Genomic DNA, 16923 nt, shown 5'->3' with positions numbered 1-16923 from the left:
GATCAGAAAGATTGCCAGCCTAGCAGCAAGTGCGCCGCAAGGCCCCTGTGACCCTGTGAAATCGGACCTGTCCTACGCGCGCGAATGCCAGCCCCGACAATGGACAAGGATCAGCTCGCGCAACCACTGATGCCCAGCATCGCCCTCGCGTCGGGCATGCCAGGCCTGGGCAAAGCTGAACGCGCTGATCGGCAGCGGCGGCTCGAATACGCGCAGGGCCTTGTCTGGCGGGCTTGCTGCCAGGCTGCGCCGGGCCACGGTCAACACCAGGTCGGTCCCGGCCAGCACGGTCTGGGCCACACCCCAGTGCGGGAGCGTGAGGGCAATGCGCCGACGGACGCCGAGGGCCTTGAGTGCCTGGTCAATCTCGTTGTCGATACCGGGGCGTACCGCCACCAGCACATGCGGACGCGCCAGCCAGGCGTCGAGGGTCAGGCTGCCGCGCACCGGCAAGGTGCCACGATCGGCCACGCAGACGAACGACTCGTCGAACAAACCCTGCTCATGGATCTCCGACGGCAACTCGGGGAACACCCCAAGCGCCAGGTCGACCTCCCCGTCGATCAACTGCCCGAGCATCGCTTCGCGACTGCCCTGGGAGACGACCAGATCGATCTGCGGTGCCAGGGTGCGCAACTCGCGCATCAGCGCAGGCAGAACCACCTGGGCGCCATAGTCGGACATCGCCAGGCGAAAGGTGCGGCGAGCCCTGCCCGGCTCGAACCCCGGGCTGCCCAACAGCCCGTCGAGCTGCGCCAGTGCCTGCTGCAATGGGTCGCGCAGGGCCTGGGCGCGGGGGCTGAGTACCAGGCGCGCGCCACGACGCACCAGCAGCGGGTCGGCGAAGATATCGCGCAGTTGCGCCAAGGCATGGCTCACCGCCGGCTGGCTGCGGTGCAGGCGAATTGCTGCCCGGGATACGTGCTGCTCGCTGAGCAGGGCATGCAGGGTCAGCAGCAGGTTGAGGTCGATGCGACGCAAATCATCCATGTGACGAATAAGGCCTGTGCAGAATTCGAATTTCCATCATTTAAGCGCATACAAGAGACTGGACCAAGGTTATCCACAGGAGCTCACGCCATGCCCAAGGTCATTGCCTTGTCCGCCATCCTTCCCTTGCTCATCGCCCTGCTCGCCGGGGCGGCGGTGCCTTTTCAGGCTGGCAGCAATGCTGCATTGGGGCGCTTGCTCGGGCACCCGTTGTGGGCAGCGGGGGTTTCGCTGCTGGTCAGCCTGATGATGCTGGTGCCAGCACTGTTGCTGATGCGCGCGCCCATGCCACAGCTGCAGAACCTGGCCCAGGCACCCTGGTGGGCCTGGCTGGGGGGCGTCGCCGGGGTGATCTACATCACCGCCGCGTTGGTGCTGACGCCACGCCTGGGCGCGGCGGGGTTCATCGTCTGCGTGATCGCCGGGCAGGTGCTGTCATCGTTGCTGATCGACCAGTTCGGCTTGATGGGCCTGCCGGAGAAACCCGTGAACCTGCCACGGCTGTTGGGGGTGGCGATGATCGTCGGGGGCATGCTGGTGGTGCAGTGGGGCACGGCACGCAGCGCCTGAGCCCAGGCCGCTACAGGCTGTGTGCAGGCTCGGGGGGCATCAGCACCTGATCCACCTCGAAGCGCAGCGAGGGCATCTGCGTGGCGGCATACAGCATCATGCCGAGCGCTGCGATCAGGGCCACGTCCAGCCAGTTCCAACCCGGCATGTCGTCGGCCTTTCGGGCCTTCCAGCACCACCAGGCCTGACCTGCGCAGAAGGTGAGGATCGACAGCGACCACAGGTAGAACCCGGCCCCGAAACCTGTGACATCGTGGAATGCGTAGCTGCGGTTGTCGGGCAGCCGCTCAACGCCGAGGCTGCTTGCCGCCAGATATAGCGCCAGCAGACCGAACAGCAGCGACAGCCGCCGCAAGCGCCGATGGCTCAGGATCGCCAGCGCCAGCAGGGGATTGGCGAACCACTGATACAGCTCGAATGCCACGCCCCAGGGGCCGTAGAGCAGCATCTGCAAAGCAGGCATATGCTGCTCGGCGCCCATCAGGGCGCCATCGAAAAACAGGCCAAGCAGGTAAAGCAGCAGGCTGATGCTGATGTAGTAGGCTGGCAACCGGAGCTCCATCGGATCGGGCGAAACCCCGACCTTACCGCACCCGCGCCTCAGACGACAGGCGGTTCCAGCAACAACCCGTAGATCCCCGAGTCGGACAACTCGCCCGCCACGCACCAACGGGCGCGCAAGGTGCCTTCGAGGACGAAGCCCTGGCGCTCCAGGGTGCGCGCCGAGCCTTGGTTGCGCGGGTCGATCTCCGCCTCCAGGCGGCGCATGTGCAGGGTATGGGCCAGGTAGTCGATGAAGCAGGTCAGCGCCTCGTCCATGTAACCCCGGCCTTGCACGGCCTTGGCCAGGCAGTAGCCGATCTCGCCGCGACGCGAATCGTCATCGAGATTGAACAACTGGACCATGCCGATCAGTTCGCCATTGTCGCGACGGTACATGCCGAGCTTGAGCAGATTGCCGGCAGCATAGGCTTCGCGATCGGCGGCCAGGGCGCTTTCGGCCTCGGCCAGTTCCTGCCAAGGGGCGTGGTGCCAGAAACGCATGACCTCAGGATCAGCCATGATCGCCAGCCACTGCGCCGCATCGCCATGACGCATGGGGCGCAGTTGCAGGCGCGGGCTGTCCAGGCACAGGTCGCTGGGGAAACTGCGGGGGTGGGTCACGCAGGGACTCCTGTCCGACTTTTGGGAAGATGACAGTCTAGCGTCAGCGGCGTGATGAAAGTAAGCCGGGCGTCAGTGAGGGGCCTATCACGCAACAAGCCCGCGTCCACCAGATCCGTGGAAGCGGGCTTGTTCCGTGATAGGGCTGCAGAACAGCCCACCGCGGTTCAGCCGATCAGAAGCCCATGCTGAAGCTCAGCACCACGCCATGGTCGCGGTTCTCGCTGGACAGTTGCCCGGAGTACCCCACACCCAGCTTGCCGCTCTGGCCGACAGCCAGGTCGACACCGGCCTCGACCACCGCAGCATCGCGGGCGATCGGTACGCCTTCGGTGCTGAAGCCAGCGCCACCGGCAATGAAGCGAGCGTCGGCATCGGGCTTGGTGTCGCCGAAGGCATGCCGCCAGCCAACCGACAGCCGTGGTGTGATCTCGCTGCCGTTGTCCAGCTTGATGCGCTTGCCGGCGCGCACCCCGACGGTGGAGAAGGTCACGTCCTGATCGACGCTGGCCTTCAGGCGGCCATCGCCACCCTTCTCACGGGCACTGTCGCTGTCGTAGTTGACGTAGGCCAGACCTGCGAACGGTTCCAGGGCGATACCGCCAGCGTCGATGGCGTAACCCACCTCGCCGAACACCTGGGCGCTGCGCGCCTTGTACTTGGCCTTCAGGCGGTCGTCGTAGCTGCCCACCTGGACATCGCGCTTGGTGTCGATGTCATGCCAGGTGTAGCTGGCGCCCAGGCGTGCGGCGAAGGCATCCATCTGGTAACCCAGGTAGGTGGCCAGGTGGTAGCTGTCGACGCTGGCGTCCGACTGACGACGGTGAGCATCGATGCTGCTGCGGGTGTATCCGGCAGCGATACCGACTTTCCACTGATCGTCCAGGGCGCGGTCGACACCGAGCATGAAGCCCGACAGGTCACGGTCGACGCTGGCATGGCTGCTGCTGCCGTCGTATTCACCCCAGCCGCCAATGGCGCGGATCCAGCCCACGGCCTGGCCCTGGCAACCTTCGCTGGTCAGCTGCTGGTTGGCGGTCGGCGCCAGGGTGCGGCGTGGATCGTCCTCGCGGCTGCAATCCGGTTGACGCATACGGTCGTTGACCGCATCGCGGATGTAGCGCGAATCCTCGATCAGCACGGTCGCGGTGCTGGCGTGGATTTCCCCGGACAGGCTGTCAAACGCCGACTGCGCGGCCTGACGGTCCAGCGGCAGGATGTTGTCGCGCAGGCTGGTCGGCGCACCGGCGCTTTCCAGGGCCGTGGCGACACCACGCTGGTTGCTGGAGGCCGCGACATCGGCGAACGCGTTGCCGTTGCGGCTGACCGACAGGGTCACCTGGTTGGCGCCGTAGTCGAGCGAGCTGTTGAGGAATGCCGAGTTCATCAGGTTGTTGCTGGCGAAGGTGCCGTTGATGCCGCCAGCTGCACTGACCACGGTGTACTGCCCGTTGCCACCGGCGAGGTTGGCCACCGTCAGGCTGCCGCCCAGGTTGGCCGTGCCGCCGACATTCAGGTAGTTCACCGGCGCGGTGCCCAGGTCGATGACCAGATTGCCGTCGCTGGCGTTGGTGAAGTTGCCGCTGACATTGAGGTTGCCCGCAGGCCCTGGCAGCACGGTGCCGTGGTTGGTCAGGCTGGCGACGGTACCGTTGCCGGTGAGCGCCGCGCCGTTGGCCACGGTGACCTGGGCGCCAAGGTTGGTGCCCGGGTTGTCGGCATTGCCGACTTGAAGCGTGCCCTGGTTGACGTTGAAGGCCCCGCTGAACGGCTGGTTGCCAGTCAGCAACAGGCTGCCCGCCCCTTGCTTGGTGGTGGTGCCGGTACCGCTGAGGATGCCGTTGAAGGTGCCGTTGGTACCCTGCGCGAACACCAGGTTGGCGTTGTTGGTGATGTTGCCCTGCAGGCTGGTGGTGTTACCGCCCAAGGTACCGCCGCTGACAATGGTGCCACCGGTGTAGGTGTTGGCTCCGGTCAGCAACAGCGTGCCAGCGTCGAGTTTTTCGATACCGCCAGTGCCTACCAGTGGCGCGCTGATCACGGCGCTGGCACCTGCGTTGACCCGTACCGGGGCCAGGCTGCCATCGGCACCGTTGACCGGGGTCAGGCTGCCGCCTGTGCCCGGCACCACCTGGTAGCCGTCGCTGAGGAACTGCATGCCGCTGAAGGACTGGTTGCCGACCACGGTGACGGTGCCAGGTTGGCCACCGAACACAGCGAAGGCATCGCTCCAGGTTTCGCCAGTGGTGCCGTTGGAGTTGGTCCAGTTGGTACCAGGGCCCCAGGTGCCGCTGCCGCCGCCGATGCTGCCATCCGGGTTGGTCTTGCCACCGTTCCAGAACTGCAACTGGTCGCCCGCCCCTTGCACCACCAGGTTGATCTGGTTGGCGATGGCGGTCTGCAGGCTCAGGTCACCCAGTGCCACGCTGCCGGGGATGGCGCCGAAGACCAGACCGTTGTTGGTCAGTGCGCCGCCATAGTTGAACAGTTGGTAGACGCCGGTGCCGAAGCCGCCGGCATTGGTGATGTTCAGCGTACCGTCGAGCACCAGGTTGCCGTCGACCTTGACTACCGTAGTGGACGCCGCTGGCGCCCCGAGCGAGAAGTCCAGGGCGCTGCCGGAGCTCAGGTTCAGGCTGCCTACCGTCAACGGTGTGCTGCTCTGGCCCGCGGCCAGGGTGGCGCCGTCGGCGATCTGCACAGCCCCGGCATAGGTGCCGCTGCCGCCCAGGCGAGCGCCGGTAGCGACCTGTACCGTGGCGCTGTCCAGGCGTCCGTTGACCAGCAAGCTGCCGGCATTGACGGTGGTGGCACCGGTCAAGCCGTTGACACCGGTCAGCAGCAGTTCACCACTGCCGTTCTTGGTCAACGTACCGCTGCCAGTGAGGTTGCCGGTGTAGCTGCCGTTGGCGTTCTGCTCGAAGGTCAGCGCCGCGTTGTTGAGGATCGCACCCTGCAGGCTGGTGGTGTTGCCGACCACGCTGCCCGCGTTGATCTGGGTGCCGCCGCTGTAGCTGTTGCTGCCGCCCAGGGTCAGCAGGCCTGCGCCATTCTTGACCAGCCCGCCAGCACCGCTGATATCGCCGTTGAGGGTCAGCGCGTTGCTGCCGCCGATGGCCAGTGCGCCGTTGAGGACTGCGGCGTTGGCCAGGGTGACGGCAGTGTTGCTGTCCAGGGTGGTGCCCGCTGCGGCGGTCAGCGTGCCGCTGCCCAGCGCACTGTCGTTGCCGACCACCAGGGTGCCGCCGTTGAGCGCGGTACCGCCGCTGTAGCCGTTGGCAGCGTTGAGCACCAGGGTGCCGGCATCGTACTTGGCGACGTTGCCGGTGCCGTTGAGGGCAACGTTGAGGGTTGCCGTGACGCCGCTATCGACCCGCAGGTTGGTAGTGCCGCTGGTGCTGGTGAGCAGTTCGCCGCCTGCACCTGCGTTGAGCACGTAGCCATCGGTGATGAATTGCAGGCCAGTGATGCTGTGGCTGCCGTTGACGGTGACGGTCCCGGCAGTGCCTTGGAAGACTGCGAAGGTGTCGTTCCAGGTGCTGTTGAGTACGCCGTTGGCATCGGTCCAGTTGCTGTTGGTGGCATCCCAGACACCGCTGCCACCCTCGATCACACCGTTTGCGACGGTGTTGCTACCGTCCCAGAACAGCACGTTGCTGGCACCACCAACCACCAGGTTGACCTGATTGGCCACGGCGGTCTGCACGGTGAGGTCGGTCACTGGAACGGGCGTGGTGCCAAAGGCCAGGCCGTTGTTGATCAGACTGCCGCCGTAGGCGAACAGGCGGTAGACGCCTGCACCGAAGCCGCCGATGTCGGTGACGTTGAGCGTGCCACCGAGGGTCAGGTTGTTGGCGACGTTGACCAGCGGCGAATTGCCGCCGGTCGGCGTGCCAAGCGCGGCGTTGAAGTTCGAACCGGCATCCAGCGCCAGATTGCTCGCGTTCAGGGTCGCGCCGCTGGCGGCAGCGAGGCTACCGCCGCTGGCGACCGTCACCGCCCCACCGAGGTTGCCCGCGCCCGACAGCGTCGCACCACTGGCAACGTTGACCGCGCTGCTGGCGAGCGATCCATCCACCTTCAAGCCACCGGCCTGCACGTTGGTATTGCCGGTATGGCTGTTGCTGCTGCTCAGGGCCAGGGTGCCGGTGCCGAGTTTGTTGAGCGTGCCGGTGCCGCTGATGTTGCCATCGAACACGCCGCCTTCGACGTTGAGGCTGTTGCCTGCAGCAATCTGGATCGCGCCGGTGCCACCGATCTCGCCCAGGGTGGTGTTGCCATCGAGGTTGAGGCTCGCGCCGGTACTGACGTTCAACTCGCTCTGGGTGCCCAGCGCGGTGGTGCCGATGGTGCTCAGGCTGCCGGAGAGGATATTGAGGATACCGCTGAAGGTGTTGTTGCCCGACAGGGTGAGGTCGGCCAGGCCGTTCTTGTTCAGCACGCCGTTGCCACTGAGCACACCGGCCAGTTGCAAGTCGTTGCTGCCCAGCACGTTGAGGACGCCGGTGACATTGACCGGATTGGCCAGCGTCACCGCAGTGTTGCTGTCGAGGTTGGCGTTGCCGGTCACGTCGAGGCCACCAGTGCCGAGCGCGCCGTTGTTGCCGACCACAAGGGTGCCGGCCTGCAGCTCGGTGCCGCCGCTGAAGGTATTGGCACCCAGCAGGCTGAACCGCGCGATGCCGGACTTGATCAGACGGCCAGCGCCGGCGACGGTGCCGCCAAGACTCAAGTCATTGCTGCCGAGCACGTTGAGATTGCCGGCGACGTTGACGTTGTTGGCCAGCGTCACGGCCTGGCTGCTGTCCAGGCTGGTGCCTGCCGCCGCACTGAGCACGCCGGTACCCAGGGCAGTGTTGGAACCTACCACCAGCGTGCCGCCGTTCAGCGCCGTGCCGCCGCTGTAGCTGTTGTTGCCGGACAAGGCCAGTTGCGCATTACCAGCCTTGACCAGGCTGCCGGCGCCGCCGATGTTGCCAGTGAGCGCCAGGTCGTTGTTGCCGGTCAGGTTCAGCGGGCCGGCGAGGGTGATCGCATTGGCCAGGCTCACGCTCTTGTTGGTGTCCAGGGTGGTGCCACTGGCAGTGTCCAGCAGGCCGGTGCCGATCGCGGTATTGCTGCCCAGGACCAGAGTGCCGCCACTGAGCTGGGTGCCGCCGCTGTAGCTGTTGTTGCCGTTGAGCACCAGGGTGCCGGTGTCGAGCTTGTTCAGTTTGCCGACACCACCCAGGCCAACATCGAGGGTCGCGATCACGCCGGGATCGACCCGCACGCTGGTATCGCCACCGCTGCCGTTGACCAGGTCGAGCAGGCCGGCGGTCCCGGCCAGCAGGCGATAGCCGTTGCTGACGAACTGCATGCCATTGACGCTCTGGCTGCCGTCGACGGTGACGTCACCTGCCGTGCCCTGGAAGACCGCGAAGGTGCTGCCCCAGGTGGTGTTGACGGTGCCGTTGAGGTCGGTCCAGTTGGTGTTGCCGGCGTTCCACACGCCGGTGCCACCATCGACCTGGCCGTTCGGGGCAGTCTGGCTGCCGTCCCAGAACTGGATGTTCAGGCCGCTGGAGCTGACCAGCAGGTTGATCTGGTTGGCCAGGGCGGTCTGCAGCGACACATCGCCAAGGCTAACGCCCAGCGGCAGGGTGCCGAAGTCCAGGCCGTTGTCGGTCAGCGCACCGGCGTAGTCGAACAAGCGGTATACGCCGTTGCCGAAGCCACCGATATTGCTGACGTTGAGGGTGCCGTCGAGGGTCAGGTTGCCGCCGACATTGAACAGCGCGGTGCCGCCAGTGCCTGGCGAAGCCAGGCCGACATCGACGATCGATCCGCTGTTGAGCACCAGCGAACCGAGGCCCAGGGTGGCGCCGCTCTGGCCTGCCAGGTGGCCGCCGTTGTCGATCACCACCGAGGCATTGGCAGAGCCGCTGCCGGTGAGGGTTGCGCCGCTGGCGACGGTCAGCAGGTTACTGCCCAGGCTGCCATCGACTTTCAGGGTGCCAGCGTTGACCTGCGTGTTGTCAGCCAGATTGCTGGTACCGGTGAGGGTCAGGGTACCGGTGCCATCTTTGGCCAGGCCGCCCGAGCCATTGAGGGCACCCGCGAAGGTCGTACTGACGTTGTTGCTGCCCAGGCTCAGGGTGCTGCCAACGCCGACATCGACGTTGCCGCTGCCGGTGAGGGCACCAAGGCTGGTGTTGCCATTGAGGTTGAGCTGGCCACTGGCGCCGACGTTGAGGGTGTCGACGTTGGCCAGCACGCCGCTGCCGAGCGTAGTGAGCGAGCCGGCCTGGATATCGACGTTGCCGGTGAAGGTCTTGACGCCGACCAGGGTCAGGTCGTCGGCACCGGCCTTGACCAGGTTACCTGTGCCGCCCAGGTCGCCACTGAGGATCAGGGCATTGGCGGCGTCGACGGTCAGGTTGGCGCCGTTGCTCAGGGCGATGGTGTTGCCCAGGGCCATCGACGCGCTGTTGGCCAGGGTGGCGTCGGCGGTCACGTCGAGGGCGCCCGTGCCCAGGGCGCCGCTGCTGCCGAGGGTCAGGCGCCCGGCATTGAGCTGGGTGCCGCCTTGGTAGCCGTTGTTACCGTTGAGCGTGAGGTTGCCGCTGCCGTTCTTGGTCAACCCGGCGGTCCCGTTGATCACTCCGTTGAGGGTCAGGTCGTTGGTGCCGGCGACGGTGAGGCCAGCGTTGAGGGTGACGTTATTGGCCAATGTGGTGCTGGCGACCCCGCTGCTCAGGGTCGAGGCCCCCGCGACGGTAAGGGCGCCCTGCCCCAGCGCGTTGTCGTTACCCACCACCAGTTGCCCGGCGCCCAGGGTGGTGCCGCCCAGGTAGCTGTTGGCGCCATTGAGGGTCAGGGTACTGGCGCCAGCCTTGTTCAGGCCACCGACACCGTCGACCACGCCGTTGAGGGTCAGGTCGGCGGTGCCTGGCAGGTTGAGCGTGCCACCCAGGTGCACATTGTTGGCCAGTGCGGCGCTCACGCTGGCATCGAGGGAGGTATTGGCGCCTGTGCTCAGATCCCCGGTGCCCAGCGCGGTGCTGCTGCCGACGGTCAGCGTGCCGGCATTGAGAGTAGTGCCGCCGCTGTAGGTGTTGTTGCCATTGAGGGTCAGGCTAGCGGCGCCGTTCTTCACCAGGCCGTTGGTGCCGGAAACCACGCCGTTGAGGGTGAGAGCCTGGCTGCCGCCGAGGGTGAGGTTGCCACCGCTCAGGTTGATCGCGTTGACCAGCGCCAGGGCCTGGCTGGCGTCCAGGGCCGCAGCGCCGGTGACGTTCAGGGCGCCACTGCCCAGGGCGCTGGCGTTACCCAGCAGCAGGCTGCCCGCCTGCAGCGAGGTGCCGCCGGTGTAGTTGTTGGCGCCGTTGAGCACCAGTTGGCCAGTGCCAGTCTTGTTCAGGCTGCCGCCGCCGCTGATGATACCGCCGAGCGTCAGGGTCTGGGCGTTGTTGACGCCCAGAGTGGCACCGGTTCCCAGGCCAATGGCGTTGGCCACTTGCAGGACGCCGGTGGTGGCCAGGGTGCTGTTGCCGGTCACCGAGAGGTTGCCCGCGCCCAGCGCGCTGTCGTTGCCCAGGGTCAGGGTGCCAGCGCCGAGAGTGGTGGTGCCTTGATAGGTGTTGGCGGCACCGAGGGTCAGGTTGCCGGTGCCGGTCTTGGTCAGCCCGCCGGTACCGCTGATCACGCCGTTCAGGGCCAGGTCGTTGTTGCTGGGCAGGGTCAGAGTGTCGTTGAGCGTGACCTGATTGGCCAAGACCAGGGGGCTGGTGGTGGCCAGGTTACTGGCGCCGCCGACGGTCAGGGTGCCGACTCCCAGGGCCGAGTTATTGCCCAGGGTCAGGGTGCCGGCGTTGAGCGTCACGCCACCAGACAGAGTGTTGGGGCCACTCAAGGTGAGGTTGCTGGCACCATTCTTGGTCAGGCTGCCAACGCCCGTGACCAGCCCACCCAGGCCCAGGTCGCTGCTGCCGGCGATGGTGAGGTTGCCGCCCAGATTGACGGTGTTGCCGATATTGAGCGCCGAGTTGCTGTCCAGGGTGGTGCCCGCAGCCGCGTTGAGCTGGCCGAGGCCGAGCGCGCTTGCGCTGCCGAGCACCAAGGTGCCGGCGTTGAGGTTGGTGTTGCCCAGGTTGCCATTGGTGCCATTGAGGGTCAGTGTGCCGCTGCCGGTCTTGATCAGGCCGCCGACGCCATTGATGTTGCCGCCCAGCACCAGGTCCTGCGCGCCGGCGATGGTGAGGTTGCCCGCCAGGTTGAGCGCATTGGCCAGGGTCACGTTGGCGCCTGCACTCAGGGTTGTGCCAGCCGCGGCATTCAGCGTGCCAGTGCCCAGGGCGGTGTTGCTGCCAACCACCAGGGTGCCGCCATTGAGGCTGGTAACACCCTGCTGGCTGTTGCTGCCGTTCAGGGTGAGCACGCCAGTGCCGTTCTTGATCAGCCCACCGGTGCCGCTGAGTGCGCCGTTGAGCGTGAGGTTGCCAGTGCCTGGCACGGTCAGGTTGGCGTTCAGCGCAACGGTGTTGGCCAACGCCGCGTTACCCGTGGTGGCGAGGCTGGAGGCGCCAGTGACGTTCAGGCCGCCCGTGCCGAGGGCCAGGTCGTTACCCAGGGTCAGGGTGCCAGCGGCAAGGGTGGTGCCGCCGCTGTAGGTGTTGGCGCTGCCCAGCGTCAGGTTGGCCCCGCCGTTCTTGACCAGACTGCCGGCGCCCGAAACCACGCCAGACAGGCCGAGGTCGGCACTGCCAGCGATGGTCAGGGCGCCGCTCAGGGCCAGGGCGTTGCCAAGGGTGACTGCGGTGTTGCTGTCTAGCGTGGTGCCCGTTGCGGCGCTGACCGCGCCAGTACCCAGGGCGGTATTGGTGCCTACCACCAGGGTGCCGCCGTTGAGCAAGGTCCCACCGGTGTAGCTGTTGGCGCCGTTCAGCACCAGGGTTCCGGTGTCGAGCTTGGCCAGTTGGCCGCTGCCGGAGAGGCCGACGTTGATCGTCGCAGTAGCGCCCGGATCGACACGCACGGCGAATGCACCGTTGCTGCCATTGACCAGGTTCAGGCCACCGGTACCGATCAGGCGATAGCCGTTGGTGACGAATTGCAGACCGGTGGCAGCCTGGGTGCCCACCACGTTGACATCGCCAGCGGTGCCCTGGAACACGGCGAAATCGCTGGCCCAGCTGCCGTTGAGCACACCGTTGATATCGGTCCAGTTGGTATTGCTGCCATCCCAGGTGCCGGCGCCACCGTCGATGACGCCGTTCGGCACGCTTTGCGCACCGTCCCAGAACTGCACGGTGCCGGTGGCACCGCCCACCAGCAGGTTGATCTGCGCGCCGATGGCGGTCTGCACCTGGACATCGCCCGGCAGTACGCTACCCGGCAACGCGCCGACGACCAGGCCGTTGTCGACCAGCGCGCCGGTGTAGTCGAACAGCCGATAGATACCGGTGCCGAAACCACCCAGATCGGTGACGTTGAGGGTGCCGTCGAGGGTCAGGTTGCCGTTGACGTTGACCAAGGCAGTGCCGCCCGTGGAGGGCGAGCCGAGGCCGAAGTCGAGGATCGAGCCGCTGTGCAGGGTCAGCGCACCGGTGTTGAGGGTCGCGCCGCTGTTGGCCACCAGGTGCGCCCCGTTGGCGATGTCCACAGGGCCGATCACGCTGCCGGTGCCGCCCAGGCTGGCGCCGACATTGACCTGTACGCCGGAGCTGGCGAGCGAACCGCTGACATTGAGCAGGCCGCCATTGACCGTGGTGGCGCCGCCAAGCACGTTCACGCCGGACAGTTCCAGAGCACCGGTGCCAGTCTTGATCAGGCCACCGCTACCGGCCAGGGCGCCGCTGAACACGCTGTTGAGGTTGTTGCCGCCGACCGTCAGGTCACTGCCCCCCGCCACGCTCACCGCGCCGGCACCGCTCAACCCGCCGACCGTGGTGCTGGCCCCAAGGTTGAGGTTGGCGCCAGCGCCGACATTGACCGCCGAGGCGTTGCCCAGCGCACCGGTACCAACGGTGGTCAGGGTGCCGCCGAGCAAGTCGACGGCGCCGCTGAAGGTGTTGTTGCCGGTCAGCGTGAGGTCGGCCAGGCCATTCTTGATCAAGCCTCCGGTGCCGCTGATGATGCCGCCAAGGGTCAGGTCGTTGCTGCCGCCGAGGGTCAGGTTGGCGTTGAGCGCGATGTCGTTGCCCAGGGTAGCGACCGCGCTGTTGTCCAGGCTGGCGGCGCCGGCCACGGTCAGGGCGCCGGTCCCCAGGGCATTGCCATTGCCTATCACCAGGCCACCCGCGTTGAGCGTGGTGCCACCGGCATAGGTGTTCGCCCCGTTCAAGGTCACAGTGGCGCTGCCGTTCTTGACCAACTGCCCTGCCCCACTGACCACACCGCCGAGGGTCAGCGCGTTACTGCCGGTGAGGGTAAGGTCGGCGTTCAGGCCAATGTTATTGCCCAGGCTCAGTGCAGCGCTGCTGTCCAGGCTCGCGGCGCCACCGACGGTGAGGTCGCCGGTGCCGATGGCACTGCCATTGCCCAGCACCAGGGCGCCACCGTTGAGCAGCGTGCCACCGGCATAGGTGTTCAGCCCGCCGAGGGTGAGCGTGCTGGTGCCGTTCTTGATCAGCCGGCCGGTGCCGTCGACCAGACCGGTGAGGTTGAGGTTGTTGCTGCCAGCCAGGGTGAGGTCGGCATCCAGGGTGACGGCGTTGCCAACGGTCAGCGCAGCCGAGGTATCCAGGCTACCGGCCCCCGCCACGGTCAGCTTGCCGGCGCCCAGTGCGGCGCCATTGCCCAGCACCAGTCCACCGGCATTGAGGGTCGTGCCGCCCAGGTAGGTGTTGGGACCGGAAAGCGTCAGCGTGGCGGCACCGTTCTTGACCAGACTACCGGCACCGGCGATCACGCCACCAAGGCCGAGGTTGGCGGTGCCGTCGAGGGTCAGGGCACCGGCCAGGTTCACGGCGTTGCCGAGGTTGACTGCGGCGTTGGCGTCCAGGTGGGTACCGGCAGCGGCATTCAGCGCGCCAGAGCCCAAGGCCGTGTTGCTGCCGACCACAAGGGTACCGGCGTTGAGGTTGGTGGCGCCGATCTGGGTATTGGCACCGTTGAGGGTCAGGGTAGCGCTGCCGTTCTTGGTCAGGCCACCGACACCGGCGATCACGCCTCCCAGGGTCAGGTCGTTGCTGCCGGCGAGGTTGAGGTTGCCGGCCAGGTTAAGCGCGTTGCCCAGGGTCAGCCCGGCGACCGACGAATCCAGCGTGGTGTTGGCGGCGGCGTTGAGTGCGCCGGTGCCCAGGGCAGTGGCGCTGCCGACCACCAGGGTGCCGGCGTTGAGCGCGGTGGCACCGCTCTGGGTGTTGTTGCCGCTCAGGGTCAGGGTGCTCGCCCCGTTCTTGATCAGGCCACCGGTACCGCTCAGGTTGCCTGCAAGGCTCAGGTTGTTGGCGCCGGCCAGGGTCAGGTTGGCGCCGAGGTTGACGCCATTGTTCAGGGTCATCGCCGCGCTGTTGGCGAGTGTGGATGCACCGCCCACGGTGAGCGCGCCGGTGCCCAGCGCCGCGGCACTGGCCAGGGTCAAGGTGCCAGCGTTGAGGGTCAGGCCACCTGTGAAGGTATTGGTGCCACCGAGGGTGAGGTTGCTGGCGCCATTCTTGACCAATGCACCGGTGCCGCTGATCACACCGCCCAGGGTGGTGGCGTTGCTACCCACCACGCTCAGGGTGTTGCCCGCCAGGTTGATGGCGTTGCCCAGGTTGACCGCCACGCCCGCGTCGAGGCTGGCATTGCCGCCCAGGCTGAAAGCACCGGTGCCCAGGGCGTTGTTGTTACCGACGGTCAGCACCCCGGCGTTGAGGGTGGTGCCACCGCTGAAGGTGTTGGCGCCGTTGAGGGTCAGGCCGGCGGCGCCGTTCTTGACCAGCGCGCCAGTGCCGCTGATCACTCCACCCAAGGTGGTAGCGCTGGTACCCAGCAGGTTGAGGGTATTGGCGCCCAGGCTGATGGCATTGCCCAGGCTGACCCCGGTGCTGGCATCGAGGCTGGCGTTGCCACCCAGGGTCAGGGCACCACCGCCCAGGGCGTTGTTGTTACCCACGGTGAGCTTGCCGGTGTTGAGGGTCAGGCCGCCGCTGAAGGTGTTGTTGCCGTTGAGCGCCAGGTCGGCGGCGCCGTTCTTGACCAGCACACCGGTGCCGCTGATCACCCCGCCCAGGGTAGTGGCGCTGGTGCCCAACAGGTTGAGGGTGTTGGCGCCGAGGTTGATTGCGTTACCCAGGCTGACTGCGGTGCTGGCGTCGAGGCTGGCATTGCCGCCCAGGGTCAGGGCGCCGGTGCCGAGCGCGGCATTGGCGCCGACGGTGAGCTTGCCGGCATTGAGCGTGGTGCCACCGCTGAAGGTGTTGGTGCCGTTCAGGTTCAGGTCGGCGGCGCCGTTCTTGATCAAGCTGCCACCCGCGCCGGCGATCACGCCGCCCAGCGTAAGGGCGTTGTTGCCCGTCAGGGTCAGGGCGTTGGCACCGAGGTTGACCGCGTTGGCCAGCGTCATGGCGGCCGTGGTGTCCAGCACGCCGCTGCCGGTCAGGGTCAGCGCGCCAATGCCCAGGGCAGCGCTGTTGCCGAGGGTGAGCGTGCCGCCGCCGAGGCTGGTGCCGCCGGAGAAGGTATTGGCGCCGTTGAGGGTCAGGTTACTGGTGCCGCTCTTGACCAGCGAGCCCGTGCCGCTGAGCACGCCCCCGAGGGTCAGGGCGTTGCTGCCGGGCAAGGTCAGCGCCGCGTTCAGCGCCACGGCATTGTTCAATACCAGTGGCACGCTGCCTTGCAGGCTGCCCGCGCCACTGACGGTGAGCGCACCACTGCCGAGCGCCGCAGCGCTGGTCAGGTTGAGGCCGCCAGCGGCCAGGGTGGTACCACCGCTATAGGTGTTGGTGGCACCAAGGGTGAGCAGGCCGGCGCCAGTCTTGGTCAAGCCGCCAACACCGGAGATGACCCCATTGAGGGTCATGTCGGTAGCACCGCCGACGTTGATGCCGGCGTTGAGCGTCAGGGCGTTGGCCAGACTCAGACCTGCGACGGTACCGGCAAGCCCGCCACCGTTGACGGTGATGCCGCCGGTACCAAAGGCGCTGGCATTGTCGAAGTTGATCAAACCGCCATTGAGGGTGGTCTGGGTGGTGCCGTTGAGCACCTGGCCGATCAGGCTCCAGGTGCCGCTGTCGACGATAAGGCGGTTGAAGTTGATGTAGTTGTTGGCGTTGATCGTGCCGGAGCCGGTGGTTCCGCTACCGCCACCAATGGCATTCTGCAAGGCCAGGGTGTTGTTGCCACCGGCACCGCCATCGATCTTGCCGGCGGCTGCGAAACCCAGATTGGGATTGCTGGTGACCAGCAGTGCAACGCTGACACCAAGCCCGGCACCGACACTCGAACCGGTAATGGCATTGAAGCGGTTGGTGCTGTTGGCCCCCATCGACAAGCTGCCGGTCAAGGTGCCGGCGTTGGTGAAGGTGTTGCCCGCAGCAGAAGCCTCGAACGCTGCCCGTCCAAGGATGGTGCCGGTGTTGGTGAAGTTAACCGTACTCCCGCCGGTCACAGCGATGACCGGCGTGTCCTCGCTGAGCAGCGTGAGGCCAAGCAACGCCGAGGAACCGATGCTGCCGGCGTTGGTGATGGTAGTGGTACCGCCCAAACCATTGCGCGCGTCCAGCGCCATGCCTGTCAGGTTAAGAAGGTTGGCGCCAAGCAAGGCACCCGTGCCCTTGATCACCCCCGTGGCACTGTTGTTGATGTTGAGCGTGCTGCCGGTACCAGTATTGCCGATCAGCACAGCACTGGACTGGATGCTCAACAACCCCAGCAACGTAGGGTCGATGGTGCCGGAGTTGTTCAACGTATTGTTGTTGCCCGACAGCGACAGCGACGTGCCTCCCACGCCCAGCAGGGTACCCAGGCTGGCGCCAGGGTTCACGTTGACCGTCAGGCCGCTACCGCCATTGGTATAGCTCGGGGCCAGCGGGTTGGCAGCACCGCTGCAAGTGACGATGGACCCGGCCGCGCTGCACACGGCCAGGGCCTGCTCGCTCGAAAGACCGAAGGCCAGCCCTCCGACAGCCAGGCTCACAGCGAGCGACAAATGGGAGAGACGGGTAGGCAAAACGGAGGCGACGCTTCTGTCCACGGAGAGCTCCTTCGTGGATCAGGTGGTTCGGTCCTTGA

The 16923-nt window shown here is 66.5% G+C and carries 5 protein-coding genes; 1 reads left to right on the top strand and 4 read right to left on the bottom strand.

The window, feature by feature from the left end:
* Window positions 1-72: 72 nt before the first annotated feature.
* Complete coding sequence (locus IAE40_RS22305; RefSeq protein WP_200603879.1) at window positions 73-990, bottom strand: LysR family transcriptional regulator; 918 nt, start codon at window positions 988-990, stop codon at window positions 73-75.
* Window positions 991-1080: 90 nt separating this feature from the next.
* Here IAE40_RS22305 and IAE40_RS22300 point away from each other — a divergent pair, with 90 nt between their 5' ends.
* Entirely contained in the window at window positions 1081-1560 is a 480-nt protein-coding gene (locus IAE40_RS22300; protein WP_151924415.1) for a DMT family transporter, read from the top strand.
* Window positions 1561-1570: 10 nt separating this feature from the next.
* Here the strand turns inward: IAE40_RS22300 and IAE40_RS22295 are convergent, their stop codons facing one another.
* The 3 genes from IAE40_RS22295 to IAE40_RS22285 form a co-directional block, all read right to left on the bottom strand.
* Window positions 1571-2110, bottom strand: coding sequence for a hypothetical protein (locus tag IAE40_RS22295; protein ID WP_200603878.1), 540 nt, complete (start codon window positions 2108-2110; stop codon window positions 1571-1573).
* Between the two features lie 50 nt (window positions 2111-2160).
* Window positions 2161-2724 carry a GNAT family N-acetyltransferase gene (locus IAE40_RS22290; RefSeq protein ID WP_054892521.1) on the bottom strand — a complete coding sequence of 188 codons (564 nt, stop codon included), beginning with the start codon at window positions 2722-2724 and terminating at the stop codon, window positions 2161-2163.
* A 175-nt stretch (window positions 2725-2899) separates the two neighbouring features.
* Window positions 2900-16885 (bottom strand): autotransporter-associated beta strand repeat-containing protein, encoded by a 13986-nt coding sequence (locus IAE40_RS22285; RefSeq protein ID WP_200603877.1) that lies wholly within the window; start codon window positions 16883-16885, stop codon window positions 2900-2902.
* Between the last annotated feature and the right edge of the window lie 38 nt (window positions 16886-16923).

The organism is Pseudomonas sp. S44, from assembly GCF_016624805.1.
Classification (GTDB): Bacteria; Pseudomonadota; Gammaproteobacteria; order Pseudomonadales; family Pseudomonadaceae; genus Aquipseudomonas; species Aquipseudomonas machongensis.
This window is presented reverse-complemented; position numbering and strand designations above follow the sequence as displayed.